Source organism: Polaromonas sp. P4_H1 (assembly GCF_056400945.1).
In genome coordinates this window covers 398,067-422,543 of the sequence record NZ_JBFUKG010000002.1, presented here as the reverse complement: position 1 = coordinate 422,543, position 24,477 = coordinate 398,067, and the positions used below count along the sequence as shown (strand labels likewise).

General features: G+C 63.2%; 21 protein-coding genes and 1 tRNA gene. 14 read left to right on the top strand and 8 right to left on the bottom strand.

The window, feature by feature from the left end; translation table 11 throughout:
• The first annotated feature begins 196 nt into the window (after positions 1–196).
• On the top strand, positions 197–3,073 hold the full coding sequence (locus AC1DS5_RS04830; protein WP_477717111.1) for a DUF349 domain-containing protein: 2,877 nt from the start codon (positions 197–199) through the stop codon (positions 3,071–3,073).
• 343 nt (positions 3,074–3,416) lie between these two features.
• On the opposite strand, the gene AC1DS5_RS04825 is transcribed toward AC1DS5_RS04830, so the two are convergent.
• From AC1DS5_RS04825 to AC1DS5_RS04805, 5 genes are all read right to left on the bottom strand, one after another.
• Positions 3,417–4,202 carry a M90 family metallopeptidase gene (locus tag AC1DS5_RS04825; protein ID WP_477717110.1) on the bottom strand — a complete coding sequence of 262 codons (786 nt, stop codon included), beginning with the start codon at positions 4,200–4,202 and terminating at the stop codon, positions 3,417–3,419.
• A gap of 50 nt (positions 4,203–4,252) precedes the next feature.
• Positions 4,253–5,107, bottom strand: coding sequence for a UDP-2,3-diacylglucosamine diphosphatase (locus tag AC1DS5_RS04820; protein ID WP_477717109.1), 855 nt, complete (start codon positions 5,105–5,107; stop codon positions 4,253–4,255).
• A 34-nt stretch (positions 5,108–5,141) separates the two neighbouring features.
• A complete protein-coding gene (locus tag AC1DS5_RS04815; RefSeq protein WP_477717108.1) occupies positions 5,142–5,651 on the bottom strand; it encodes a peptidylprolyl isomerase in 510 nt (169 codons plus the stop codon).
• A gap of 29 nt (positions 5,652–5,680) precedes the next feature.
• Complete coding sequence (locus AC1DS5_RS04810; RefSeq protein ID WP_477717107.1) at positions 5,681–6,406, bottom strand: peptidylprolyl isomerase; 726 nt, start codon at positions 6,404–6,406, stop codon at positions 5,681–5,683.
• Between the two features lie 185 nt (positions 6,407–6,591).
• Entirely contained in the window at positions 6,592–7,227 is a 636-nt protein-coding gene (locus AC1DS5_RS04805) for a tetratricopeptide repeat protein (RefSeq protein WP_477717106.1), read from the bottom strand.
• Positions 7,228–7,542: 315 nt separating this feature from the next.
• Here AC1DS5_RS04805 and cysS point away from each other — a divergent pair, with 315 nt between their 5' ends.
• The 7 genes from cysS (at position 7,543) to AC1DS5_RS04770 (ending at position 14,055) form a co-directional block, all read left to right on the top strand.
• Complete coding sequence (cysS, locus tag AC1DS5_RS04800) at positions 7,543–8,919, top strand: cysteine--tRNA ligase (RefSeq protein WP_477717105.1); 1,377 nt, start codon at positions 7,543–7,545, stop codon at positions 8,917–8,919.
• A 67-nt stretch (positions 8,920–8,986) separates the two neighbouring features.
• Positions 8,987–9,682, top strand: a complete 696-nt coding sequence (locus AC1DS5_RS04795) for a DNA-3-methyladenine glycosylase family protein (RefSeq protein WP_477717104.1) — start codon at positions 8,987–8,989, stop codon at positions 9,680–9,682.
• A 43-nt stretch (positions 9,683–9,725) separates the two neighbouring features.
• Positions 9,726–10,706 (top strand): acetyl-CoA carboxylase carboxyltransferase subunit alpha, encoded by a 981-nt coding sequence (locus AC1DS5_RS04790; RefSeq protein ID WP_477717103.1) that lies wholly within the window; start codon positions 9,726–9,728, stop codon positions 10,704–10,706.
• Between the two features lie 31 nt (positions 10,707–10,737).
• Complete coding sequence (locus AC1DS5_RS04785; protein WP_477717102.1) at positions 10,738–11,544, top strand: phytanoyl-CoA dioxygenase family protein; 807 nt, start codon at positions 10,738–10,740, stop codon at positions 11,542–11,544.
• The gene (gene tilS / locus AC1DS5_RS04780) at positions 11,513–12,514 is read left to right on the top strand and encodes a tRNA lysidine(34) synthetase TilS (protein ID WP_477717101.1); all 1,002 of its coding nucleotides are present in this window, start codon (positions 11,513–11,515) and stop codon (positions 12,512–12,514) included. Before AC1DS5_RS04785 ends, tilS begins: the two co-directional genes overlap by 32 nt.
• Before the next feature lie 144 nt (positions 12,515–12,658).
• Complete coding sequence (locus tag AC1DS5_RS04775) at positions 12,659–13,927, top strand: aspartate kinase (protein WP_477717100.1); 1,269 nt, start codon at positions 12,659–12,661, stop codon at positions 13,925–13,927.
• A 35-nt stretch (positions 13,928–13,962) separates the two neighbouring features.
• Positions 13,963–14,055 (top strand) — tRNA-Ser (locus AC1DS5_RS04770).
• 57 nt (positions 14,056–14,112) lie between these two features.
• Here the strand turns inward: AC1DS5_RS04770 and AC1DS5_RS04765 are convergent.
• Complete coding sequence (locus AC1DS5_RS04765; protein ID WP_477717099.1) at positions 14,113–14,976, bottom strand: class I SAM-dependent methyltransferase; 864 nt, start codon at positions 14,974–14,976, stop codon at positions 14,113–14,115.
• 208 nt (positions 14,977–15,184) lie between these two features.
• Here AC1DS5_RS04765 and AC1DS5_RS04760 point away from each other — a divergent pair, with 208 nt between their 5' ends.
• Positions 15,185–16,084: a LysR family transcriptional regulator gene (locus tag AC1DS5_RS04760; protein ID WP_477717098.1), complete on the top strand. Its 900-nt coding sequence runs from the start codon at positions 15,185–15,187 to the stop codon at positions 16,082–16,084.
• A 55-nt stretch (positions 16,085–16,139) separates the two neighbouring features.
• Here AC1DS5_RS04760 and AC1DS5_RS04755 read toward each other — a convergent pair whose 3' ends face one another.
• Complete coding sequence (locus AC1DS5_RS04755) at positions 16,140–17,351, bottom strand: D-amino acid dehydrogenase (protein WP_477717097.1); 1,212 nt, start codon at positions 17,349–17,351, stop codon at positions 16,140–16,142.
• Between the two features lie 252 nt (positions 17,352–17,603).
• Here AC1DS5_RS04755 and AC1DS5_RS04750 point away from each other — a divergent pair, with 252 nt between their 5' ends.
• The gene (locus AC1DS5_RS04750) at positions 17,604–18,488 is read left to right on the top strand and encodes a transporter substrate-binding domain-containing protein (RefSeq protein ID WP_477717096.1); all 885 of its coding nucleotides are present in this window, start codon (positions 17,604–17,606) and stop codon (positions 18,486–18,488) included.
• Positions 18,489–18,679: 191 nt separating this feature from the next.
• Positions 18,680–19,417 carry an aspartate/glutamate racemase family protein gene (locus AC1DS5_RS04745; protein ID WP_477717095.1) on the top strand — a complete coding sequence of 246 codons (738 nt, stop codon included), beginning with the start codon at positions 18,680–18,682 and terminating at the stop codon, positions 19,415–19,417.
• A gap of 126 nt (positions 19,418–19,543) precedes the next feature.
• On the opposite strand, the gene AC1DS5_RS04740 is transcribed toward AC1DS5_RS04745, so the two are convergent.
• Positions 19,544–20,296 carry a GntR family transcriptional regulator gene (locus AC1DS5_RS04740; RefSeq protein WP_477717094.1) on the bottom strand — a complete coding sequence of 251 codons (753 nt, stop codon included), beginning with the start codon at positions 20,294–20,296 and terminating at the stop codon, positions 19,544–19,546.
• Between the two features lie 146 nt (positions 20,297–20,442).
• On the opposite strand from AC1DS5_RS04740, the gene pcaB reads away from it, so the two are divergent.
• From pcaB to AC1DS5_RS04725, 3 genes are all read left to right on the top strand, one after another.
• Positions 20,443–21,816: a 3-carboxy-cis,cis-muconate cycloisomerase gene (gene pcaB, locus AC1DS5_RS04735; RefSeq protein ID WP_477717093.1), complete on the top strand. Its 1,374-nt coding sequence runs from the start codon at positions 20,443–20,445 to the stop codon at positions 21,814–21,816.
• A 66-nt stretch (positions 21,817–21,882) separates the two neighbouring features.
• Positions 21,883–22,878: a tripartite tricarboxylate transporter substrate-binding protein gene (locus AC1DS5_RS04730; protein WP_477717092.1), complete on the top strand. Its 996-nt coding sequence runs from the start codon at positions 21,883–21,885 to the stop codon at positions 22,876–22,878.
• A 77-nt stretch (positions 22,879–22,955) separates the two neighbouring features.
• On the top strand, positions 22,956–24,476 hold the full coding sequence (locus tag AC1DS5_RS04725) for a fumarate hydratase (protein ID WP_477717091.1): 1,521 nt from the start codon (positions 22,956–22,958) through the stop codon (positions 24,474–24,476).
• Position 24,477 lies beyond the last annotated feature (1 nt).

The following is a 24,477-nucleotide window of genomic DNA, read 5'->3' as shown; positions in this document are numbered from 1 at the left end:
TGGGGCGCAGGAGGCAAAGGCCTTGTACGCCGCGACCCGCTTTCCCCGCTGACGGTTCACCACCCATTGCCCTACCTGTGGCAGCAAGTGCTGGCAGGCGCAAGCATCCCGGAGCACAGGGCGCCCCGGCTCGCGTGCCGTCTTCGGCTGTTTTTCTCGAACCGAGTGTTATTAATTTTTTATGCTGCGTTTTCCCATGTCCAAATCTTCCAAAGCCGACGCCACCCCGGCACATGCATCCGCCGTGAAAACCGGCCCGGCCAAATCGGCTGAAGCCCATCCGCTGGACGGCCTGACGGGCGGCGCGTTTTCAGCGCCCACCTCGGGCGAGCGCACGGCGCGCATCCGTCAGTGGCTGGCGACGGAACCCACGGCAGAGCAGATGGCCGAGGTCTACAAGGACCTGGCCAACCGCGACAAGGGCGCCGCCAAACCCCTCAAGGAAAAGCTCGACGAAGTCAAACGCAGCAAAGGCCAGGAAGCCGTGGCGGCTGAATGGGCGGAAAAAGCGCAGGGCCTGCTTGCCTTGCCCAAGCTCAATCTGGCCGATGCCCTGGCCTGGCAGCGCGATGCCGCCAAAGCCGGCGCCCCCTTGTCCCGGGATCCCCTGGCCAGCCTGAAGGTACAACTGGCCGAGCGCGTCAAAACCATCGAGGACCTGCAGCATCGCACCCAGGTGCAGCGCGAAGCCGCCGTGCTGATTGCGCAGCGCATCGAGGTGCTGTCGATCAAACCCTGGCGCGATGCGGAAGCGGCGCTCGATACGCTGCGCACCGACGTGACGCACTGGCAGAACCAGGCCGACGAGATCATGCACGACGCCAACTGGGCCAGTGTCGATGCCAAGTTTCCACCGCTGCTGGATGCCTCGCGTGGCCAGTTGCTCGCTGTGTGGGACGCGTTCCAGGGGGCCCTGGCCGTGGCTGTGAAAGCCGCGGAGGACGTGGCGGCGCCGCTGCCCGCCGTGCCGGTGTGGGCCGACGAACTGCGTGCCGCGCGCGGTGTGCCGGCGCCCGCGGGCGAGCAGCCGGCGCGCGCGCCCAAGGCCAAAATCGACCCCGCCGTGTTGCAGGACATGCGCGAGAAGGCGACGGCGGCCGTGCAGGAGGCGCTTGCCAGGCTGGAGCACGAAGTCACTGAAGGCCATGGCAAGTCCACGCCCAAAGTCGCCGCTGACCTGCGCCATGCACTGAAAGAGCATGTCCGCCACATCGACAGCAAGCTCGAAGCCGCCGCCCACGCCGCGTTGACCGCTGCCGGTGAACTGGAAGGCTGGCAGCGCTGGCGCGCCGACCAGATCCGTGAAGAGCTGGTGGTGAAAGCCGAAGCGCTGGTGGCGCACCCCATGGGCGGCCGCAAGCAACAGGAAGCCTTGCGCGCCATGCGCGAGCAATGGAAGACCAGCGATCAGGGCGGCACGCCCAACCATGCGCTGTGGAAGCGCTTTGACGACGCCTGCAATGAAGCCCATAAAGTGGTCGAGACCTGGCTCGAAAAAGTCAAGGAGCAGACAGAGGCCAGCAAGGCTCAGCGCCGCGCACTGATTGATGAAGTGCTGGCCTGGGCCGAAGCCAACAAGACCAACACCGACTGGAAGCACCACATTCGCAGCCTTAACGGGTTTGTGGAGAAATGGCGCGAAGCCGGGCACCTGGGTGAAAAGGCCTTTGCCGAAATCCAGCCTGTCTGGAAAGCCGCCATGGATGCGGCTGATGCACCGCTGACGGCCGCCCGCAACGAGAGCCTGGCGCACCGCAAAGCCATGATTGAAGAGGCGCAAGTTCTGGGGGCTGAGCCCCAGTTGCGCATTGATGCCGTCAAGACCCTGCAGCAGCGTTGGCAGCATGAGGCGCAAAGTGTGCCGATTGAGCGCAAGCAGGAGCAAAAACTGTGGGATGCTTTTCGCAAGCCGATTGATGACGCCTTCCAGCGCAAAACCGCCGAGCGCGAAAAAGCAGCGGCTGCGCTTGGCGAGTTCGACCGCATGGTGCTCGAGGCCTCCAAAGCGGTGGAAGCCGCCACGGCCAGCGGCGATGCGCAAAAAATCCACGCCGCCGCCAAGGCGCTTGAGGCGATTGTTCGCGGCCAGGTTCCCGTGCCAGCCCCTGTGCCCGTGCCTGCACCTGCGGCTACATCGGAGTCCGACGTGCCGTCGGCTCTTTCGGTCGAGGCTGTGCTTGCCGCCGCCAATGAAACGCATGTTGCAGCAGGAGATGATGCTGAAGCCATTGTTGAACCTGCGCAGGAAGCTACAGAAACAGCAGCAGACCAATCGCCCGTCATGGAAGCCGCTTCTGAAGCGGCCGCCGCCGAGTTTGCGCAAGCCGGCGAGCCTGCCTCTGCACCCGCTGAACCCCCGCCGCCGCCCAAAGCCGCACCCAGGCCTATCGTGGCCATGCGCGGTGACGACCGCCCAGGCATGCGCAAGGCTGAAGCAGCGCCCGCAGGACGAGGCGGCAAATTCGGTGACCGCAAGGATTCGCGCCCAGGCGGCCCGCGCCAAAGCACGGACAACAAGTTCGAGCCTTACCGCCCCGACCGCGATGGCAGCCGTCCCGGCCGTGACGACCGGGGCCCTCGCGGCAATGACCGCCCGGCCTTCGAAGACCGTGGTCCGCGCCTGGGCGATGCCGCTTTCCGCGCCCAGCGCGAAGCCTTTGAGGCCGCCAACCACGCGCTGAAAAAGCTCGCCATGCAGGCCCATGGTGAAGTGCTGACCCACTTGATCACCGCCTGGGAAAAGCGCGATCCGTCGCTGCTGCCCGGCGCGCAGGAGCTGGGCAAGCAGGTCGCGCCCGCCGTGCGCAACCGCTGGGTTCAGGCGGTTGGCGCGCCCTCGGGCAAGGATGCGTCCGAGGCCTTGCTGCGCCTGGAGATTGCCGCCGAACTGCCCACGCCTGCCGAGCACCTCAGCGCCCGTCGCATGTTGCAACTGCAGCTGCTGACCCGGCGCAACGCGCCCGCGCCCGCTGAAACCTGGGGTGAAGACGCCGCCCAGGTGCTGGCAGCCGACTTCGATGCCGGCAACGCCAGGCGTGTGCAGAACGTGTTGAAGGTGTTGCTCAAGCGTTGAGCTGAACTTTAAGCTGACCTCCCGCCCCGCATGGGTTTGAGTTGGGCTTTCACGCTCCCGGTCTGCGTTCTTCGTGTTGCGTTCTGGTGCGGCATGGATGCATGAGGCAGCCGGGAGTGTTCATCTCAAGGATGTCGGTGCCAGCGGCCTGACATCACTGGGCAGGAAATGGGCGGTGCAGTCGCTCATGGCTGGCCGGCTATCGCGTCGACATGCCGTACGAGGAAATACTCAAGCACCTGCCAGCTGCGAATTTCCCGTGCATGCGGTCAGGATGCTATTAAATAGATAGCTTCTTTCTCCTGCACTTCTCTGCTCTTCTCTTCCCTGTGCTTCCCTGTCCTTAATGGGCTGAGGCCCTGTTTCTCTTGAAGTACTCATCAAACAGCCCAGCCAGGGCCGCAAAGTCCTGCGCAAAGCGGGAACGGTTCACAAAATACGCTTCGCAGGTCACGGCGAAGAATTCGGCCGGTGACGTGGCGCCGTAGCGGTCCAGCCAGGGCGGCGCACCGCCAAAACGTTCGGCCATGGCCACCTGTTCGCAAAAGTCGTCGTAGGCCGGTTGCATCACGGCTTGCCAGGCCTCGCGTGCAGCACGCGAGGGCAGGGGTGGGCAACCGTTCGCGGCGCCGTCACGCATGTCGATCTTGTGGATGAATTCGTGAACCACGACGTTGTAGCCGTGGCTGGCCGATTCACCAGCGGCAGCGACATCCTGCCAGCTCAGGGTGACGGGGCCCCGATCCATCGCTTCGCCCAGCAGGACTTCGCTGTAGCGGTGCACCACGCCGCTGCCGTCCGTGACCTCGCGGCGCGCCAGCATGGCCCCCGGGTGCACCACGATGCCTTTGAAGTCGTCGTAATAGTCGAGGCCCAAGTGCAGCACGGGCAGGCAGGCCTGCGCAGCAATCGCAACCGCCATCTTGTCCGTCACGACGAGGCCGTGCGCACCGCTGAATTCCTTTTGGGTCAGAAACTGGCTGACCAGGGTCCGCAGGTGTAACTGCTCGGCCGCGGGGCGCCGGGCCAGAAAAGGGTAGTGGGCCAGCGTGTCCAGCCACAGGGTCTCGGGAATGGCGCCAGGATCGGCGCGGACGAGCCCCAGCAGTGTTCGCAACCAGTTCAGCATGAAGCGGGTGTGTCGATTGCAGGCTTTTGTGAGCAGGCCGGCAGCCGGACCTACAGCAGGGGAATGCGCCGCAGGCCGCCGGCAGAAAGGCGCAGCACTTCGGCGCGCGGCGGTTTGGCCTCTGCGTGCCAGTCGCTGAGGACCACACGTGCAAAACCCTGGCCGAGGTCATGCACCGCCGGTTGGTGGGTGTGGCCGTGAATCAGGGTGCGTGCCCCCGCAGCCTCCAGCCACTGGCGGGCGGCCTGGGCGTCCACATCGGCATAGCCGGCCCCCGATTGCCGGCGGCGTTCATGCTGCTGCTGGCTTTGCTGGCGCAGCCCGCGCGCAATGGCCTGGCGTTCGGCCAGTGGTCTGGCCAGGAAGGCCCTCTGCCAGTCGGGGCTGCGTACCTGCTGGCGAAACTTCAGGTAGTCCACATCACCCAGGCACAGCGCGTCGCCATGCGACAGCAGCCAGCGGTGGGCGGACTGGCCTGGAAACACCAGCACAGTCGGGTCGGCCAGCAGGGTGATGTTGCACAGGTCCATCAGCGTCGGGCCGGTCGGGGTCTGGCCCACCAGGAAGTCGCGGTTGCCGTGCATGAAAAAAACAGCCAGCCGGCCAGCCGTCTCGCCCAGCAGGCGGGCGCAGCGGTCTTCAAAGCTGGTTTCCGGTTTGGTCTCCAGGCCAGTCGCTGGGGCCGACAGATCAGCACTTACCGCGTCGTCGCCGACCCAGACTTCAAACAGGTCGCCCAAAATGAACACCGCATCGGCAGGCGTGCTCTCAAGGTAATGCCTCCAGGCCGTGAAGGTGGCAGGCTCCCCGGCCTGCAAATGCAGGTCAGCAATGAAATCGACCGTGCGCCAGGAAGGCGGTGCATGGAACTCCGCGATCTGGGGCACGGTCAAGGAGGATGTCACGGGCTGGACTTGGGCAGGCTCAGTCCGAAGGGCTTCAGGCCAGCGCTACCGCTTTTTCGATCACCACGTCTTCGAGCGGCACGTCGTCATGAAAGCCTTTGCGGCCGGTCTTGACAGCCTTGATCTTGTCAACGACCTCGGTGCCCGCCACCACCTTGCCAAACACGGCATAGCCCCAACCCGATGCGCTGGGTGCGGTGTGGTTCAAAAAGCCGTTGTCAGCCACGTTGATGAAAAACTGTGAGCTGGCCGAGTGCGGCGCATTGGTGCGGGCCATGGCGACGGTGTAGTTGTCGTTCTTCAGGCCGTTGGTGGCTTCGTTCTCGATCTCGGCGTCGGTGGGCTTTTGTTTCATGCCGACTTCAAAGCCGCCGCCCTGCACCATGAAGCCGGGAATCACCCGGTGAAAAACGGTGTTGGCGTAGTGGCCCTTGTTGACGTAGCTCAGGAAGTTGGCGACGGTCTTGGGTGCCTTGGCGGCATCCAGCTCCAGCGTGATCACGCCGTAGTTCTTGATGTGGAGTTCGACTTTTGGATTGCTCATGGTGGTTCCTGTATCAGTGAGTCAATTGATTAATTGACGAGGGTTGCAGATTGGATGAGAACGGGCGTTTTAGGCACGTCCGTGGGGAAGGGGCCGCCGGGGCCGGTGGGCACCGATTTGATTTTGTTCACCACGTCCATGCCGCTGATGACCTTGCCAAACACCGTGTAGCCGTAGAGCTGGGGAGCGTTGACGAGTTGCGCGCGTGGCGTGTTTTCATAGACCTGGCCCTGGTACTCAAACCGTGGCACCGGGTCGCCCGGCGGGATCGGCGTCGGGTTCAAAAAGTCGTTGTCCTTGACGTTGATGAAAAACTGCGATGACGCCGAATGGGGGTCGTTGGTGCGGGCCATGGCCAGTGTGCCCACCACGTTTTTGGTGCCGCCTTTGGCCAGGGCTTCGCGGCCTTCATGGACCACCGGCGGACGGGTCTTTTTCTCGGCATATTTCGCATCGTAGCCACCGCCCTGCACCATGAAGTTGCCGATCACGCGGTGAAAAATGGTGCCGTCGTAGTGTTTGTCCTTGACGTACTGCAAAAAGTTTTCAACTGTTTTGGGCGCTTTGTCGGGGTAGACCTCGACCACGAACTCGCCTTCGCTGGTCACAAACTTCACCTTGGGGGCACTTTGCGCCAGGGCCGGGCCGGCAAGGCAGGTGATGACGGCAGATGCAGCCATTGCTGCAAGCGCTGCGCGGCGAGCTGCGCTGAATGGGGTCAACGTGGCGGACATGGTGAGCTTGGCAAATGCCATTGAATTACCTCTTCAAAAAAATATTTTTCACTGGCTACCCCGGCGAGGGCTACTACCACTGCGGGTGGCTGGCCCGGCCTGTTCCAACGTCCCAGACCAGTTTGCTAAAGGTTACCACCATCGTGTCGCTGCTGTCGGTCCAGCGCAGGTCTCAGGGCAGCGGCTCATGCAATGCGAAGCACGTGCTACCGGGGCGATGCCCCGGATGCAGGGGCGGGCCTGGCAACCGTCGGGCTGGATGCCTGCGCGCCAGCGGCGGCCGGCTTTTGGCCTTTGGGGTCGGCTGACAACAAGGTGCGGATCAGCGCCAGCTTGGACGGCACGCTGGTGTTGCCACCGTCAAGCTGCAGGGCTTTGCTGTAGGCCTGGCTGGCGAGCTTGGCGTAGACGTCGCCCAGGTTTTCGTGGGCGGTGGCGTAGCTGGGGTTGGTGCGGATCGCCATTTCAAGCGCAGCCCTGGCCTTGTCAAACTGGTTCTGGCCGGCGTAGAGCACTGCCAGGTTGTTGTAAGGCTCCGGCAGCTCGGGATATTCTTCCGTGATTTTGGTGAAGGTGGCAATCGCGTCGCCGGTCTTGCCGGTTTCGGTCTGGATGACACCCTTGAAGAAACGCATCTGGGGGTCGCGTGGCTTTCCGGCGATGTACTGGTCGGCCTTGGCCAGCGCTTCGGGGTATTGGCCGGCCCGTATCAGGTGGCTGACATCGGCGTAGTCGTCGGCATGGGCTGCGGATACCGACAGCATGGCGGCCAGCAACAGCATGCGCAGGGCCGCCGGCAAGGGGTTGCGTGAGTTGCTTGAGAACGGTGCGCGCGTGGGCATGAGAAATCTCGCAATTGTTTGGAAGCGTTGGTTACCCGTCGGGCAGAAAATCGCCATGAAACAGTCCGGCTTTTCAGTGGCCCCTGGATTTGCCGCATGCTGCATGCTGTCAGGTCGGCTGGATATACTGACCAATTGTAGCTGAGGGGGTATAGTTCGTTGCCGCCCGAAAATCGTGCTTTCCCCTTTATGGCAGCTTCTTTTGCATTCCGTTTTTATATTTTTCTGCGCCCAAAACTGTCCGCCAGATTCCGTTTCCTGTCTCCCCTCTGACCGATCGACCGATTCCAGTCAGGCCACGCATCCAGATACTCCATGAGCCTTCGCATTTACAACACGCTGTCGCGTGACGTGGAAGATTTTTCTCCCCTGGTCCCCGGTCATGTCCGCATGTATGTGTGCGGCATGACGATTTACGACCTGTGCCACATCGGCCATGCGCGCATGATGATGGCGTTTGACGTGGTGCAGCGCTGGCTCAAGGCCAGCGGCCTGCAGGTGACTTATGTGCGCAACATCACCGACATCGATGACAAGATCATCAAACGGGCGGTCGAGCGCGGCATCACCATTCGCGCACTGACCGACGAGATGATCGTCGCCATGCACCAGGACATCGGAGCCCTGGGCATCGAGCCGCCCACCCTGGAGCCGCGCGCGACGGAATACGTGCCGCAGATGCTTTCATTGATCGGCACGCTGGAGGCCAAGGGCCTGGCCTACCGTTCTTCGAATGGGGACGTGAACTATGCGGTGCGCAAATTTCCGGGCTACGGCAGGCTTTCCGGCAAATCACTCGACGAGCTGCGGGCGGGCGAGCGCGTGGCGGTGCTGGACGGCAAGGAAGACCCGCTGGACTTCGTGCTCTGGAAACGCGCCAAGCCTGCCGAGCCACCGGAAGCTAAATGGGATAGTGACTATGGGTCCGGCCGGCCAGGCTGGCATATCGAATGCTCTGCCATGAGCTGCCAGACGCTGGGCGAAACTTTTGACATTCACGGCGGCGGGGCCGACCTGCAGTTTCCGCACCATGAAAACGAAATTGCGCAGAGCGAAGGCGCCAACGGCAAGCCGCTGGCACGCTTCTGGGTGCACAACGGCTTTGTGCGGGTTGATAACGAGAAGATGTCCAAGTCGCTGGGCAACTTTTTTACCATCCGTGAAGTGCTGCAGAAATACGACGCCGAAACGGTGCGGTTTTTCATCGTTCGTGCGCACTACCGAAGCCCGCTGAATTACAGCGACGCCCACCTCGACGACGCCCGCAATTCGCTCAAGCGCCTCTACACGGCGCTGGATCTCGTCAGCCCGGCCGACGTGTCGATTGACTGGGCCAATCCGTTTGCAGCGCGCTTCAAGGCTGCCATGGACGAGGACTTCGGCACACCCGAAGCCGTGGCGGTGCTGTTTGATCTGGCCGGTGAAGTCAACAAAACCCGTTCCGCCGAACTGGCCGGTTTGCTGAAGAGCCTGGGCGGCTGCCTGGGCTTGCTGCAGGGCGCCCCCGGTCGCTACCTTCAGGCCGGCGCGGGGCTGGATGACGCCAGCATCCAGAAACTGATCGCTCAGCGTGCCGATGCCAAGAAAGCGAAAAACTTCGCCGAGGCAGACCGCATCCGCAACGATTTGCTGGCCCAGGGCATTGTCCTCAAGGATTCACCTGCAGGCACTACCTGGGAGGTGCAATCGTGAGTTCAGGGCGTAATCATTTTTTTGCGCATTCTGGCTACCCGTCGGCGCAGTGCGGGCGCGGGCAACCATGAAAAAGATAGTAAAAACCGGCCCCGCCAGCGTTGAACTGGCCGATGTTCCCGAGCCCGCCACCACGGTGCCAGAGTACTGGGGCGACGCCTGCAAGCACCTGGTCAAGAAAGACCGGGTGATGAAGCGGCTGATTCCCCAGTTTGGTGATGCCTGTCTTCATGCAAGAGGCGATGCCTTCAGCACGCTGGCGCGCAGCATCGTGGGGCAGCAGATCTCCGTGAAAGCGGCCCAGAGCGTCTGGACAAAGTTCTCGGCCCTGCCCAAGAAAATCACGCCCGCCAACGTGCTCAGGCTCAAGGTTAACGACATGCGGGCTGCGGGCCTGAGTGCACGCAAGGTGGAGTACCTGGTAGACCTGTCGATACACTTCGATACCGGCGCGGTCCATGTGAAAGACTGGCAGGCAATGGACGACGAAGCCATCATTGCCGAGCTGGTGGCCATCCGCGGCATTGGCCGCTGGACGGCCGAGATGTTCCTGATTTTTTACCTGATGCGTCCCAACGTGCTGCCGCTGGACGATCTCGGCCTGATCAGCGGCATCAGCCAGAACTATTTTTCGGGTGAATCCGTCAGCCGCAGCGATGCGCGCGAGGTGGCTGCGGCCTGGGCGCCGTATTGCAGTGTCGCAACTTGGTATATTTGGCGCTCGCTGGACCCATTACCGGTTCTGGGTACCGAGCAAAAATAACGGTAACAGGCCTTAAGTTTTAAGAAGCCTTGAGGAGCATTACATGGCGAAAAAAACCTTTCTCGATTTTGAGCAGCCCATTGCGGAGCTTGAAGGGAAAATTGAAGAGCTGCGCTACGTGCAGACCGAGTCGGCTGTAGATATCTCGGAAGAAATCGACCAGCTGGCCAAGAAAAGCCAGCAGCTGACCAAAGACATCTACAGCGACCTGAACCCCTGGCAGATCACCAAGATCGCCCGCCATCCGGAGCGGCCTTACACGCTGGATTACGTCAACGACATCTTCACCGATTTTGTGGAGCTGCACGGCGACCGGCATTTCTCGGATGACCTGAGCATTGTGGGCGGCCTGGCCCGCTTCAACGGCACCGCCTGCATGGTGCTGGGCCACCAGAAAGGGCGCGACACCCGGGAGCGCGGCCTGCGCAACTTCGGCATGAGCAAGCCCGAGGGCTACCGCAAGGCCTTGCGCCTCATGAAGACCGCCGAGAAGTTCAAGCTGCCGGTGTTCACCTTTGTGGATACCCCCGGCGCCTACCCCGGCATCGATGCCGAAGAGCGCGGCCAGTCGGAGGCCATCGGCCGCAATATTTTTGAAATGGCGCAGCTCGAAGTGCCCATCATCACCACCATCATCGGCGAGGGCGGCTCCGGCGGCGCGCTGGCCATTTCGGTGGCCGACCAGGTGGTGATGCTGCAGTATTCGATTTACTCCGTGATCAGCCCGGAAGGCTGTGCATCCATTCTCTGGAAAACCTCGGAGAAGTCGCAGGAGGCCGCCGATGCGCTGGGCATCACGGCGCACCGGCTCAAGGCCCTGGGCGTGATCGACAAGATCGTCAACGAGCCCGTGGGCGGCGCCCATCGCGACCACAAGCAGATGGCGGCATTTTTGAAGCGGGCACTCAACGACGCGTTCCGGCAGGTCAGCGACCTGAAGGTCAAGGAGCTGCTGGACCGCCGCTACGAACGGCTGCAAAGCTACGGCCGTTTTACCGATACCAAAGCCGACGCCGGGAAATAGGGCGCCACGGCAAGCTCAAGCGAACAAGGCCATGGCCAGCCTGTCCGATCAGGAAATCCGGCACTACCGGGAGCAGGGCTACGTTATTCCGCAGTTCCGGCTCAGCGATGCCTGGGTCCTCCGGATGCAGGATGCGCTGAACACGTTGATCCGCAACAACCCGGGCGTGCGCCCGGAAAAGCTGGTGAGCGCCCATATCGAGGGCCAGAACGATGAGGGTGTGCGGGGCAGCCGGGATTTTTTCGATCTCGCCATGAACCCGGATATCGTTGACCTGGTCACGCAGGTGATCGGGCCCGACGTCATCCTGTGGGGCTGCCACGTATTCTGCAAGCCGGCCAGCGAAGGTTTTGAAACGCCCTGGCATCAGGACGGCCATTACTGGCCCATCCGCCCGCTGGCCAACTGTACCGTCTGGGTGGCGCTGGAGCCGAGCACGCGTGAGAACGGCTGCCTGCGCGTGATCCCCGGCTCGCACGCCGCCAAAGTGCTCTATCCTCACCTGCATGAAGACCGCACCGACCTGACCCTGAACCAGCGCATGGCCGAAGGCAGCTTTGACGTGAATGAGGCGGTCGATCTGGAACTTGAGCCCGGCCAGATGTCTTTGCACGACATTTACATGATCCACGGCGCCCAGGCCAATACCTCTGGCACCAGGCGCACCGGCGTGGCGTTGCGCTACATGCCGGGCACCTCACTGTTCGACCGCAGCCTGCGCCCGTCGGACGGCGAAACCGGCGTCCCGGTCAGCTTCGCCACGCGGCCTTTGTGGCTGCTGCGGGGCGAGGACCGAACGGGACGCAATGATTTTTCGGTGGGCCACCGTGGCTCGTAGCGGACCGGCGCACGGCTTATCCGAAGCGCTGGCTTCTTTCTCTCCGGGCCTGCCTTTCGCTGTAGCGCTCAGCGGCGGCGCCGATTCAACCGCCTTGCTGGTGGGCTGCGCCGAGAAATGGCCCGGTCAGGTCCGGGCCGTTCATATCCATCACGGCCTGCAGGCTGCGGCCGACGACTTTGAACGGCACTGCCAGGCCCTGTGTGCGCAGTTGAACGTGCCGCTTGCCGTGAAACGCGTGCAGGCCCGCCATGCATCCGGCGAAAGCCCCGAAGACGCGGCCCGCAAGGCCCGCTATGCGGCTTTTGGTGCTGTAGCTAATGAGGAATGGGCGCAGATTGGTATCAGAGACATAGCAATTGCCCAGCACGCCGATGACCAGGTTGAAACCATGCTGCTGGCGCTGTCGCGCGGTGCGGGGCTGCCGGGACTGGCAGCCATGCCGGCGCGGTGGGAGCGAGACGGCATCACCTACCATCGCCCGCTGCTGGCGGTGCCCGGGGCGCTGCTGCGCGCCTGGCTGGTCGAACGGGGCGTGCCCTGGGTGGAAGATCCGACCAATGTCGACGAGCAGTTCACGCGTAACCGCATTCGGGCCCGGCTGTTGCCCGCGCTGGCGGACGCCTTTCCGCAGTTCCGCGAGACCTTTGCGCGCAGTGCCCGGCATGCGGCCCAGGCCCAGGCGCTGCTGGTGGAGGTGGCGCAGCAGGATCTGGCCGCGGTCGGCTTGCCGCCTGCCATCACGGCCCTGCAGGCGTTTTCGCAGGCGCGCCAGGCCAATGTGCTGCGCCATTGGCTGCAGCTGCAACAGGCAACGCCCAGCGCGGCGCAACTCGATCAGTTGCTGGTGCAAGTGGCCTCCTGCACCACCCGCGGGCACAAGATTCACCTCAAGGTGGCGACAGGCCACGTGACGCGCGCCGGTGCGGTGCTGCACTACACCGCCGGGGCGGGCCAGACGGACGATTAGGTAATAGCCCTGGGTATAATTGAGGGCTTTGCTGGCTGCCAAAGCCTTCTTCTCACCTTCTTCTCAGAATGCGGGAAGGGCGTCAGGGGCCTGCAAAAAGCAGCACGCAATGTTCGCAACCAACTCCTGAATTGACATCCTGCAATGGCTTTGATCGTTCATAAATACGGCGGCACATCGATGGGCTCAACCGAGCGCATCCGCAATGTGGCCAAGCGCGTCGCCAAGTGGGCGCGGGCCGGCCACCAGATGGTCGTGGTTCCCAGCGCCATGAGTGGCGAAACCAATCGTTTGCTGGGCCTGGCCAAAGAGCTGGCCCCCGGACGGCCCGGTGACGACTATCACCGTGAACTCGACGCGCTGGCCGCGACCGGCGAGCAGGCCTCCAGTGCGCTGCTGGCCATTGCGCTGCAGTCAGAAGGCATGCAGGCCGTGAGCTACGCCGGCTGGCAGGTCACCATCAAGACCAACAACGCCTACACCAAGGCCCGCATCGAATCGATTGACGACGAGCGCGTGCGCGCCGACCTGGACGCCGGCAAGGTCGTGATCATCACCGGCTTCCAGGGCGTGGACGAGGGCGGCAACGTCACCACGTTGGGTCGCGGCGGCTCGGACACCTCGGCCGTGGCGATCGCGGCAGCCCTGAAAGCCCACGAGTGCCTGATTTACACCGACGTGGACGGCGTATACACGACCGACCCGCGCGTGGTGCCCGAGGCACGCCGCCTGCACACCGTGAGTTTCGAGGAAATGCTGGAGATGGCCTCCATGGGCTCCAAGGTGCTGCAGATCCGCTCGGTGGAATTTGCCGGCAAGTACAAGGTGCCGCTGCGCGTGCTGTCCAGCTTCACCGACTGGGACATCGACATCAACGAAGAAGCCAAATCAGGCACTTTGATCAGTTTTGAGGAAGACGAAAACATGGAACAAGCCATCGTATCGGGCATCGCTTTCAACCGCGATGAAGCCAAAATCTCCGTCCTCGGCGTGCCAGACACCCCGGGCATTGCCTACCAGATCCTTGGCGCCGTGGCCGACGCCAACATCGAAGTCGATGTGATCATCCAGAACATCAGCAAGGACGGCAAGACGGACTTCAGCTTTACCGTGCACCGCAACGACTATTCCAAAGCCGTTGACCTGCTGAAAACCAAGGTGCTGCCGGCGCTGGGCGCACAGGAAGTCACCGGCGACGCCAAGATCTGCAAGGTCAGCATCGTGGGTATCGGCATGCGCAGCCATGTGGGCGTTGCCAGCAAGATGTTCCGCGTGCTCAGCGAAGAGGGCATCAACATTCAGATGATCTCGACCAGCGAAATCAAGACCTCCGTGGTCATTGATGAAAAATACATGGAGCTGGCCGTTCGTGCCTTGCACAAGGCTTTTGACCTGGACCAGCCCGCCGCCTGAAAACCGGCGTTAAGTCGTGAGATAATCGCTTTATTGGAAACGTGACCGAGTGGCCGAAGGTGCTCCCCTGCTAAGGGAGTATGGGGTGTAGAGCCTCATCGAGGGTTCGAATCCCTCCGTTTCCGCCAGTACAAAAAGCCGCCTTCGGGCGGCTTTTTTACGTCTATCCCAGGCTGGCCGACAGATCAACTGGACAGCCGGGTTCCACGGGCCACCAGCAGCTCATTTGGCCCTTCCCAGCCGCCTGGCGACTGAAATGCGCTGAGCCTGCTTTCCATCTCAGCCCAGGCGGCGTCCTGTGCTTCCTGGCTCAAGTTGCCCAGAATCTGCACGATCGGCGAGGCCGACGTGCGTATGAAAGTCAAATAGTCCTGGGTCGAGGGCAGGCGAAAGGGCGCAGAAACCCGGGTGCTTGTCACGTCTGTGAATCCCGCGGCGTGGAACAGCTCGTCAAGCAGGCCCGGCTTGCCCAGACTCATCAGACTGCCGGGTTGGTATGGATCTCTCGGCGGCAGGCCTGCATGCTTGAGCGCCGTTGACATCAGGATGCCGATGCAGGGGTTGTGTTGCGGCTCGGAGAACACCAGCACAGCGGCATGCCCATCGGGTCTCAGGGCGTGGTGAACCTGCTGCAGGGCCTGCAGGGGATCGGGGCAGAACATGAGGCCGAGCCGGGACACGGCCGCATCGAAGCTCGCAGCATCAACGCCCAGATGTTCCGCATCGCAGACACGGGTTTCGACATTGGGCAAACCGGCATCGCGCGCGTTGTCTTGTGCGAACTGCAAAATCCCTGGGGAAATGTCGGTGGCCAGCACATAACCGCCGGGCCCGACCCGCCGGGCGATGTCCAGCGTCTGGTCCCCGGCGCCTGCGGCGATGTCGAGCACCCGCATGCCGACTGTGATGCGGGCAGCATCCAGCATGGCCGGTGTGGCTTGTGCGAGCCAGCCATGGATATGCTGTGTTTGAGCGTTCCACCCGCTGGCAGACTTATCCCAGGCTTGCCTGGCGGCCGCCTTGAACTGTTCCGGGCTCAATGCGTTCATGAAAGCTCCCTGGGAGAAACGCGCGGCAGCCAGTTTGATCCGAACCAGTTGCGAACGCAAGCGTAAGCGTTTCCCCTGCCATCCCGATACACAATTTCAGGACACAGCTCGCAAACGTTCGCTGGCTATCGGGTGCCCGTGCGCCCGGTTGACGTCGCCGCACACCATAATCCGGAATTGTTCGAAAAACCGAGTCAACAGGACACCCATGCGCCTTCGCCACATCGAAGTTTTCAATGCCGTCATGCTCACTGGCAGTGTCAGCGGTGCGGCGCGCCTGATCAATGTCACCCAGCCGGCTGTCAGCCGTGTCCTGCAGCATGCGGAGCTGCAGCTTGGTTTCGCGCTCTTTCAGCGCGGCAAGGGCCGACTCACGCCAACTTCTGAAGCGCTCACCCTGTATCCGCACATCGAGCGGCTGTTTGCCCAGCTCGATGAGGTGCAGCGTCTGGCGGCCAACCTCAAGACGGGCGAGAGTGCCAGGGAGTTGCGCGTCCTGACCGTGCTGGCGCTGAGCTACGAAATCCTGCCGCACACCATCAAGCTGTTTCGCGTCAGGCATCCTGATGTGGCCATCACGGTCAAGGCGCTGCATTCGCCGCAAATTGTCTCGGCATTGGCGTTGCAGGAAGGGGATGTCGGCTTTTTGTTCAGCCCGGTAGTGCATTCAGCGCTGGCGCAGGAGCATCTGGCCGACGGCCGCATGGTCTGTATCGCGCCCAAAGGCATGCTGGCCGCGCGCCTGACCAAACGCGGCAGCGTCACGCTGACGGATTTAACCAAGGTGCCCGTCATCGGGCTCGACGTCCTGGATCCGGTGGGCCGCAGCCTGAACCAGGCTTGTCGTGAGGCCGGGGTGGGGCTGGAGTTTTCCATTACCGTGCAGACCTACCATTCGGCGTTAGCACTGGCGCACCACGGGCTCGGCATTGCCGTGGTGGATACCTGCACGGCGGTATCCGCCGATCTGTCGCGCGTGGATGTGTTGGCGTTGGAGCCCCTGATTCCGGTGCCCATCAAGGCTGTGTTGCCCGCGGGCAAGCCGGGCTCGGTCGTGGTGCGGGCGTTTGTGCGATGCTTTCAACAGGCGCTGGCACGGACAGTCTGAACGGGCTCCCGTGGTCCGTGCGGTATCGTGCTTGGTCGTGCTCGGGGGGTAGGAGTCAGGGGCTCAGCAAGCGGCTGATGCGTTGTGCCGAACCAAATGCCAGCGTAAAGCCCAGTGCGCCATGGCCTGTGTTGAACAGCAGGTTGCGAGGGCCTTTGGCGTGCTTGCCGATGATGGGCAAGCCGGTGGGCGTCGCCGGGCGCATGCCGGCCCAGGGGCTCAGGTCCGCCAACGCATTGCATTGCGGGAAAAGCATTTGGGTCGTGGCCTTCAGTGAGGCGATCTGTGCGGGGCAAACAGCGGTGTCATACCCCGAGAGCTCAGCCATGCCCGCCACCCGCAGGCGCGAGCCGATGCGCGCAAACACCACTTTGCGGGCGCTGTCCGTCACGCTCACGGACGGCGCCGCGCGTGGCGCCTCGCCCACCTCCACCGTGATGCTGTAGCCCTTGAGCGGGTAGACGGGAAGGTGCACGCCGAGCGTGCGGGCCAGGCGGGGGGAGTGGGCGCCCAGCGACATCACATACTGGTCGGCTTCGACGAGGCCTTGCGGCGTGGCTGCCGCCACCACCAATCCGCCGCGCACCACCAGTTGCTCAATGGGCGAGGCGAGTAAAAACCGCACACCCTGGCGGCGCAGCACAGCCATCAGCGCACGGCAGGTTTTCAGGCAGTCGGCGGCGCATTCACTGGGCGTGTAGATGGCGCCGGCAATGTGGCGATGGCGGCTTGTCAGCGCAGGCTCAATCTCCACGCAACGGTCGGCACCGACCGCTTCCTGTCTGCTGCCCAGTTCACGCTGCAGCAGCATTTGCCGGCGCGCGGCCGTGAATGACGGCTGGTCCGGATACAGTACCAGCTTGCCGGTGGTGGAAAAATCGCAGTCCAGTTGTTCCTCGTTCATCATGGCGTCGAAGGTCTGCCGGCTGAGCGCCGCCAGTTCGAGCAGCCGGGCCGTGGTGCTGCGCGACGTGCTGCCCTTGCATGCGGCCAGAAACTGTGCGCCCCACAACCACTGTCGGGGGTCCAGGCGCGGACGCAGTTTCAGCGGCGATGAGGGCGAGAGCAGCAGTTTGGGGAGTTGCCGCCAGATGCCCGGATCAGCCAGCGGCTGAACATAGGAGTAACTCAGCTGTGCACCGTTGCCGCCACTGGCGCCGCTGCCGGGACTGGCGCGGTCAAGCACCGTGACCTCGTGGCCGGCACGGCGCAAGCTGTAGGCCGTGGCCAGCCCCACAATTCCCGCGCCGAGTACACAGACATGCATGAAAGTCCTTTCGTCTTTTGTTCTTGAAAGAGGGCCACTTTACGCAGCGCTGGCAGGTTTGAACAATGCTGAATTCGGCACCGCCCATGACCTGTGGTTATGCCCGCGGGCCTGACGCCCCGGAATGGGTAAACCATGAGTTTTTGGCATGGGTTTGCCGTGAAAATGAATGGCACGCATCCTGCTCATGTTCCTACACTGGCAATGCCTTCTTCCTGAAATTCCCAACTCCCTGCCCCCGAAAGGACTCGCATGAAATTCTCGACCCTCATGACCGCCGTGCTGCTGACAACAGGCTTGGCCGCCACCGCCAGCGCGCAGACGCTGAAAAAAGTGGCCGACAGCAACAAGATCACCGTGTCTTACCGCGAGGCGTCGGTGCCTTTCAGCTACCTGATCGGATCGACCAAGGCGGTGGGTTTTTCGGTCGAGCTGACCGAAGCCATCATTGATGACGTGCGCAAGAAGACCAAAAAACCCAATCTGGAAGTGGCCTACATGCCCGTGACGTCCCAGAACCGCATCCCGCTGCTGGTCAACGGGACGTACGACCTGGAGTGCGGCTCGACGACGAACAACTCGGTGCGCGGCAAGGACGTGGCTTTCTCCATCAACATGTTTTACACCGGCACGCGCCTGCTGACCAAGAAGACCTCCGGCGTCAAGAACTACGCAGACCTGGCCAAGAAAACCGTTGCGAGTACCACAGGCACCACGAACGCCCAGGTGATTCGCAAGTACAACACTGAAAAGAACCTGGACATGCAGCTGATCCTCGGTAAGGACCATGACGACTCGCTGCTGCTGGTGGAAAGCGATCGCGCCGTGGCCTTTGCCATGGACGACATCCTGCTGTTCGGTCTGATGGCCAACTCCAAGAATCCGGCTTCCCTGCAAGTGGTGGGTGACTCGCTGCAGGTTGAGCCCTATGCCTGCATGCTGCGCAAGGATGACCCGGAGTTCAAGAAGCTGGTGGATGGAACCATTGCGCGCCTGATGAAGTCCGGCGAATTCACGAAGCTGTACACCAAATGGTTCGAGTCGCCCATGCCGCCAAAAGGCACGAACCTGGGCTTGCCCATGAGTCAGCAGCTCAAGGACAACCTGAAGGCGATGAGCGACAAGCCCGCCACTTAATTCCGAATTCCAGCGAGGCGGGGTTCGCTCACGCCTTGCTGACCGCGCCGTGCTGGCCTCGCGCAAGGCCGCACAGCTCTCACTTAAAAAAAAGACGGGTTTCAGCCCCTTCCGGCCAAGCCGGGAGATGGGCCTTGGCGCGAGCATGCGCGCCGGTTTTACAGGAGCGGCACCACATCATGAATGGGCTTATGCACAAGACAAGGGTTGTAGGCATTCTGGGCGGCATGGGGCCGGCCGCAGGCGCGGACTTTGTCCGGCTGTTTGTACAGGCCTGCGCAGACCGCATGCGCGAGCAGAATATCCCCGTATCGGACCAGGCGTTTCCCGAGCACTGGCTGGCGCAGGTGCCGGTGCCGGACCGCAGCACGGCCCTTGGGTCGCCCGGCCCGGGCGGGCACCAGCCGCTGGACCCAATGCTGCAGGCCATGGGCAAGCTGGCCGCGCTGGGAGCCACCACGGTGGCGGTGGCCTGCAACACGGCGCACGCCTGGCATGCTGAACTGCAAGAGCGCTTTCCGCAGCTCGAAGTGCTGCATGTGGCACGTGAAGTGGCCCGCGCGCTGGCCGGCCGCGGTGTGCGTGAAGTGGGCTTGCTGGCCACAGAAGGCACCTACCGCGCCGGGTTGTATGACCAGGCGCTGCGCCAGGCCGGACTGCAATGCCACATTCCGCTGGCCGAAGAACGCGAACGCTTGATGGACGGTATCTACCACGGCGTCAAGGTCGGCAACATGGCGCTGGCCCGAGACTGCTTTGCCGGTGTGGCCCAGGCGCTGGCCCGGCGGCACGGGCTGTCCACGCTGGTGCTGGGGTGTACGGAAATTCCGCTGGCGCTCGGCGCTGTTCCGGAAATGGATGAGCTGGTTCTGGTGGACCCGGCGGCTTTGCTGGCGCGGGCGCTGGCCAGACGGGCTTACGCCGCCTGAAGGGCTTGGAAAAACCGGATATTGGATAAAACGGGTTCCGGGTGAGTCAGGGTTTATGCAACGTGCTATAAAAAAATAGCAAATTACCCGCCGCCACCACGGCGTGTCATTTCACCCGCTGCACCATCAAAACCCTGCGCGCGTCAGCCGGGTACGCAATGAAAAGCGCTCTGCCGGGTGGTGCGTCACGCTGATCTCAACGACTTCACCCTGCTGGTTGAGGTAGTGGCGCACGATGCGCAGTCCCGGCGCTTGCGGCTCCACGCCAAGGCGGCGGGCCACGGAATCGGGCAGGGGGACGGCACACAGGTCTTGCGTCATCTCCTTGATGTGCTGGCCGTAGTGCGTCTCCAGCAGCGTACTCACCAGTGTGCCGGGGGACTCGCGCACGCGTCCTTCCAGCCCGTCGTAGTCGGGTGCGACATAGACCTCGGTCCAGCCAATCGGTTCACCCTGCGGCTTTTTGGAGCCGGGCCCCTGGCCGTCCAGGCGCAGGCTGGCAATGCGCAGCCAGGGCGTGCCCTCGGCACAGTGCAGCAGGCGCGCCAGCGCCGCCGGGGTGGCAATGCGGTCAATCTGTTGCACCACGCGCGAGTGGGTGGCCCCAAATTGCACCAGATCGTCAATGGACGCCAGCGACTGATGAAAGCCCACGCTGGGGGTGACTGACTCCACCCGCGTTCCCGCATTCTTGCGGCGCGACACCAGCCCCTGTTGCTGCAATTCCTGCAGGGCGGCGCGTACCGTGTGGCGGCTGGTCTGGTAGTGGGCGCACAACTCCAGCTCGGTGGGCAACACGCTGCCCACGGCGAAATGACCAGTGCGGATGGCCTCGCGCAGGTGGTGCGCAATGTCGGAAAAACGGGGCTTGGCAGTCATGGCATCAAGTGTAGGGTGCGCGGCTTGCCATGGTCTTGGCGTGACGAGCAGGGCTGTACGGGTAACTACTGATTTTATTTATGTCCGGACTTATTAACATTCAATATGTCCGAACATATAAAGCCATTTCTGCTTGAACCTAAACCATGAAAACACCGCCACCCCTCTTCAGCGCCAGCACCGTGATGGATTCCATCCTGTTTCGTGATGCCTTCGGCACCCAGGCCATGCGCAACCTCTTTTCAGACCAGGCACTGGTTCAGCGCTACATCGATGCCGAGGTGGCGCTGGCGCGCGCCGAGGCGCGCTGTGGCGTGATTCCGGCTGAAGCCGCCGAAGTGATTGCGCGCGAATCCCGCCTGGACCGCATCGACTTCGACCACATGCGCGAAGAGACCGACATCGTGGGCTATCCCATCCTGCCGCTGGTGCACCAGCTGGTGGCCATGTGCGGCGAAGCCGGGCGCTATGTGCACTGGGGCGCCACGACGCAGGACATCATGGACACTGCCGTGGCCCTGCAGGTGCGCGATGCGCTGGACAGCATCGACGCGGACATCCGTGCGTTGCGCCAAATCCTCGCCAACCTGGCGAAGAAACACCGCGACACGCCCATGGCGGGCCGCACCCACTTGCAGCAGGCCCTGCCCATCACCTTTGGCTACAAGGCCGCCATCTGGCTGGCGATGTTTGACCGCCATCAGCAGCGTCTGGCGCAACTGCGCCCGCGCGTGGCGGTGGTGGAGTTTGCTGGTGCGGCGGGCACGCTGGCGTCACTGGGCGACAAGGGGTTTGCGGTGCAAAAAGCCATGGCCGACGAACTGGGCCTGGGTGTGCCGGCCACCACGTGGCATGTGGCGCGCGACGGTTTTGCCGAGGCCGTGAACCTGCTGGCCCTGGTCACCGGCTCGCTGGGCAAGATCGCGCTGGACATCATGATCATGGCCTCGACCGAGTTTGCCGAGGTCTACGAGCCCTTCGTCAAGGGGCGCGGCGCCAGCAGCACCATGCCGCAAAAGCGCAACCCGATCTCCAGCGAGTTGATGCTGGCAGCCTCCAAGGCCGTGCGCCAGCATGCGGGTTTGATGGTGGATGCCATGGTGCAGGACTTTGAACGCGCCACCGGCCCCTGGCATGCGGAGTGGATTGCCATTCCCGAGAGTTTCATCCTCACCGCCGGGGCGCTGCACCAGGCCCGGTTTGCCTTGGGCGGCCTGGTGGTGGATGCCGACCGCATGCGCCACAACCTCGGCATCACCCGCGGCCTGATCGTGGCCGAGGCGGTGATGATGGGGCTGGCCCCGCACATGGGGCGCCAGCAGGCGCACGACGTGGTGTATGACGCCTGCCGTACCGTCAACGAACAAGGTGGCACTCTGGCCGAAGCGCTGGCCGCCTTGCCTGTCGTCACGCAGTACCTGGACCGCAGCGCCATTGATCATCTGTGCGACCCCGCCAATTACCTGGGCCTGGCGCCGCAAATGGTGGACAGGGCGCTGGCGCTGTCGGCCGGGGTTTGACTGTTCTTTTCTCTTTCTCCCTCCCTTCTTTCCTCCCCCGCTTTTGCATTCATCACGGAGACTTTCATGCGTCCCAGCCCTTTTGTTCGCCCCATTCGCCTCGCTCTCATCGCGCTCGCCGCTGCCGCCTGCAGCTTGCTGGTTCATGCCCAGGACTATCCGCAAAAACCCATCAGCTGGGTGGTGCCGTTTGCGGCAGGGGGCCCCACCGACGCGCTCGCCCGTCACATTGCCGAGCGCGTCGCGCGTGAACTGGGGCAGCCCATCATCATTGACAATTCTCCAGGTGCCGGCGGCACGGTAGGTGCGGCCAAGGTGGCCAAGGCCACGGCCGACGGCTACACCTTCCTGGTCGGCCACATGGGCTATATGGGCGCAGCGCCGGCGCTTTACCGAAAACTCGGCTACGACCCGGTCAAGGACTTTGACGCGGTGTTTCGTTTCCCTGACACGCCGCTGGTGCTGATGGTGCGCGCAGGGCACCCCGTCAAGGACATTGCAGGCCTGATCGAATTTGGCAAGAAGAACCCGGACAAGCTGTTCATCAGCAATGCAGGCGCAGGTTCCAGTTCGCACCTGATCGCGGCACTGGTCGCCAACTCCGCCGGCATCAAGGTCACCATGGTGCCTTACAAAGGGGCCGGCCCCGCACTGGTGGATGTGATTGGCGGGCAGGTTGACGGCATGTTCGACCAGACCAATACTGCCATGCCGCAGATCAGCTCGGGCAAGGTGCGCGCGCTGGCTGTGACCTCCAAGGTGCGACTGCCCCAGTTCAAGAATGTGCCGACGCTCAGCGAGACCGTACTGCCCGGCTTCGAGGCCAGTACCTGGTACGGCATTTACGCTCCCAGGGGCACGCCTAAAGCCGCGCTGGACAAGGTGCAGAACGCCTACCTGAAGGTGATGAAGGACACCGTCTTCACCGGCAAGATGGCCGAGCAAGCGATCCAGATGCTGCCGCCCGAGCAATACACCGGCGCGGCGCTGGCCCGGCATACAGAAACCGAAGTGGCCCGCTGGCGAGCCGTGGCCGCCAAGTCGAACCTGGCCCTGGACTGACGGCTGCTACTATTTTGATAGCTGCTTGCGACCATCGCACAGGAGCAAGCGGCCTTTTTATTCCAGAAACCACCGCTATGCGCCCCATCACCCAGGAAGACCTGGTTCAAAGCATTGCCGACGCACTGCAAGTCATCAGCCACTGCCATCCGGCTGATTTTGTGCAGGCCTTGCGCCGCGCCCATGATGCCGAGACCCATGCTCCGGCACGGGATGCCATGGCGCAGTTGTTGATCAACAGCCGTCTGAGTTATTTCGGCAAACGGCCGCTGTGCCAGGACACGGGTGTGGTGCAGGTGTTTGTGCGTCTGGGCGCCGAGGTGCAGTTCACGCGCGTTGACGGCCAGCGCCTGCGCAGCCTGCAAGCGCTGGTCAACGAGGCCGTGCACCAGGCTTACACCGACCCGGCCAACCCGCTGCGGGCGTCCATGGTGTGCGACCCGCTGGGCACGCGCAGCAACACCCGTGACAACACGCCCGGCATCGTGCAGGTCGAATTGACGGAAGGCGATGCGCTGGAAGTGCTGGTGGTGGCCAAGGGCGGCGGTGGCGACGTGAAGGCGCGCTTTGCCACCCTGAACCCCAGCGACAGCGTGGTGGACTGGGTGCTGGCGCAGCTGCCGGGCATGGGCGCCGGCTGGTGTCCGCCGGGCGTGCTGGGCATAGGCATAGGCGGCAGCCCCGAGCAGGCCATGCTGCTGGCCAAACAAAGCCTATTCAGCCCCATCGACATTGACTTGCTGCGCGAACGCGCTGGCAACGCGCTCGAACTGACCGCCGAAGAGGCGCTGCGGCTGGAACTGCACCAGCGCATCAACGCCCTGGGCATAGGCGCGCAGGGCCTGGGGGGCTTGACCACCGTGCTGGACGTGAAGGTGGTCACCGCTGCCTGCCACGCCGCCACGCTACCGATCGCCCTGGTGCCCAACTGCGCCGCCACCCGCTACACCCGTTTCACGCTGGACGGCAGCGGCCCGGCCACACTGACCTTGCCCCCGCCGGAACTGTGGGACGGCATTCCCGAGCGATTTGAATCACCGCAGGCCACGCGCGTCAACCTCGACACCCTGGACGCGGCCCAGGTGGCCCGCTGGTGCAGCGGCCAGACCCTGCTGCTCAGCGGCCGCGTGCTGACCGGGCGCGACGCGGCGCACAAGCGCCTGGTTGACCTGTTGCATGCGGGGCGGCCCCTGCCGGTCGACCTGAAAGGCCGCGTCATCTACTACGTGGGCCCCGTGGATGCGGTACCCGGTGAGGCCGTGGGCCCGGCAGGCCCGACCACCGCCACGCGCATGGATAAGTTTGTGGACACGCTGCTGGCCCAAACCGGGCTACTGGCGATGATCGGCAAGGCCGAACGCGGCCCGGCCGCCATCGCTGCCATCCAGAAGCACGGCGCCGCCTACCTGATGGCCGTGGGCGGCGCCGCCTACCTGCTGTCCAGGGCCATCATTCACGCCAAAGTGCTGGCCTTCGACGACCTGGGCATGGAAGCGATTCACGAGTTTGAACTCAAGGATTTTCCGGTCACGGTGGCGGTGGATGCGACGGGGCGGTCGATCCATCGGCATATCGAGATAAACGACCTGGTGGATTGAA

What these genes read in the sequence shown, in the direction of transcription:
- AC1DS5_RS04830 (WP_477717111.1), top strand. Translation starts at nt 197, where the DNA reads ATGTCCAAATCTTCCAAAGCCGACGCCACCCCGGCACATGCATCCGCC.
- AC1DS5_RS04810 (WP_477717107.1), bottom strand. Translation starts at nt 6,406, where the DNA reads ATGGCATTTGCCAAGCTCACCATGTCCGCCACGTTGACCCCATTCAGC.
- AC1DS5_RS04760 (WP_477717098.1), top strand. Translation starts at nt 15,185, where the DNA reads ATGCGCCTTCGCCACATCGAAGTTTTCAATGCCGTCATGCTCACTGGC.
- AC1DS5_RS04785 (WP_477717102.1), top strand. Translation starts at nt 10,738, where the DNA reads ATGGCCAGCCTGTCCGATCAGGAAATCCGGCACTACCGGGAGCAGGGC.
- AC1DS5_RS04740 (WP_477717094.1), bottom strand. Translation starts at nt 20,296, where the DNA reads ATGACTGCCAAGCCCCGTTTTTCCGACATTGCGCACCACCTGCGCGAG.
- AC1DS5_RS04805 (WP_477717106.1), bottom strand. Translation starts at nt 7,227, where the DNA reads ATGCCCACGCGCGCACCGTTCTCAAGCAACTCACGCAACCCCTTGCCG.
- AC1DS5_RS04725 (WP_477717091.1), top strand. Translation starts at nt 22,956, where the DNA reads ATGCGCCCCATCACCCAGGAAGACCTGGTTCAAAGCATTGCCGACGCA.
- AC1DS5_RS04730 (WP_477717092.1), top strand. Translation starts at nt 21,883, where the DNA reads ATGCGTCCCAGCCCTTTTGTTCGCCCCATTCGCCTCGCTCTCATCGCG.
- AC1DS5_RS04765 (WP_477717099.1), bottom strand. Translation starts at nt 14,976, where the DNA reads ATGAACGCATTGAGCCCGGAACAGTTCAAGGCGGCCGCCAGGCAAGCC.
- AC1DS5_RS04755 (WP_477717097.1), bottom strand. Translation starts at nt 17,351, where the DNA reads ATGCATGTCTGTGTACTCGGCGCGGGAATTGTGGGGCTGGCCACGGCC.
- AC1DS5_RS04795 (WP_477717104.1), top strand. Translation starts at nt 8,987, where the DNA reads ATGAAAAAGATAGTAAAAACCGGCCCCGCCAGCGTTGAACTGGCCGAT.
- pcaB (WP_477717093.1), top strand. Translation starts at nt 20,443, where the DNA reads ATGAAAACACCGCCACCCCTCTTCAGCGCCAGCACCGTGATGGATTCC.
- AC1DS5_RS04815 (WP_477717108.1), bottom strand. Translation starts at nt 5,651, where the DNA reads ATGAGCAATCCAAAAGTCGAACTCCACATCAAGAACTACGGCGTGATC.
- AC1DS5_RS04745 (WP_477717095.1), top strand. Translation starts at nt 18,680, where the DNA reads ATGCACAAGACAAGGGTTGTAGGCATTCTGGGCGGCATGGGGCCGGCC.
- AC1DS5_RS04750 (WP_477717096.1), top strand. Translation starts at nt 17,604, where the DNA reads ATGAAATTCTCGACCCTCATGACCGCCGTGCTGCTGACAACAGGCTTG.
- tilS (WP_477717101.1), top strand. Translation starts at nt 11,513, where the DNA reads ATGATTTTTCGGTGGGCCACCGTGGCTCGTAGCGGACCGGCGCACGGC.
- AC1DS5_RS04790 (WP_477717103.1), top strand. Translation starts at nt 9,726, where the DNA reads ATGGCGAAAAAAACCTTTCTCGATTTTGAGCAGCCCATTGCGGAGCTT.
- AC1DS5_RS04775 (WP_477717100.1), top strand. Translation starts at nt 12,659, where the DNA reads ATGGCTTTGATCGTTCATAAATACGGCGGCACATCGATGGGCTCAACC.
- AC1DS5_RS04825 (WP_477717110.1), bottom strand. Translation starts at nt 4,202, where the DNA reads ATGCTGAACTGGTTGCGAACACTGCTGGGGCTCGTCCGCGCCGATCCT.
- cysS (WP_477717105.1), top strand. Translation starts at nt 7,543, where the DNA reads ATGAGCCTTCGCATTTACAACACGCTGTCGCGTGACGTGGAAGATTTT.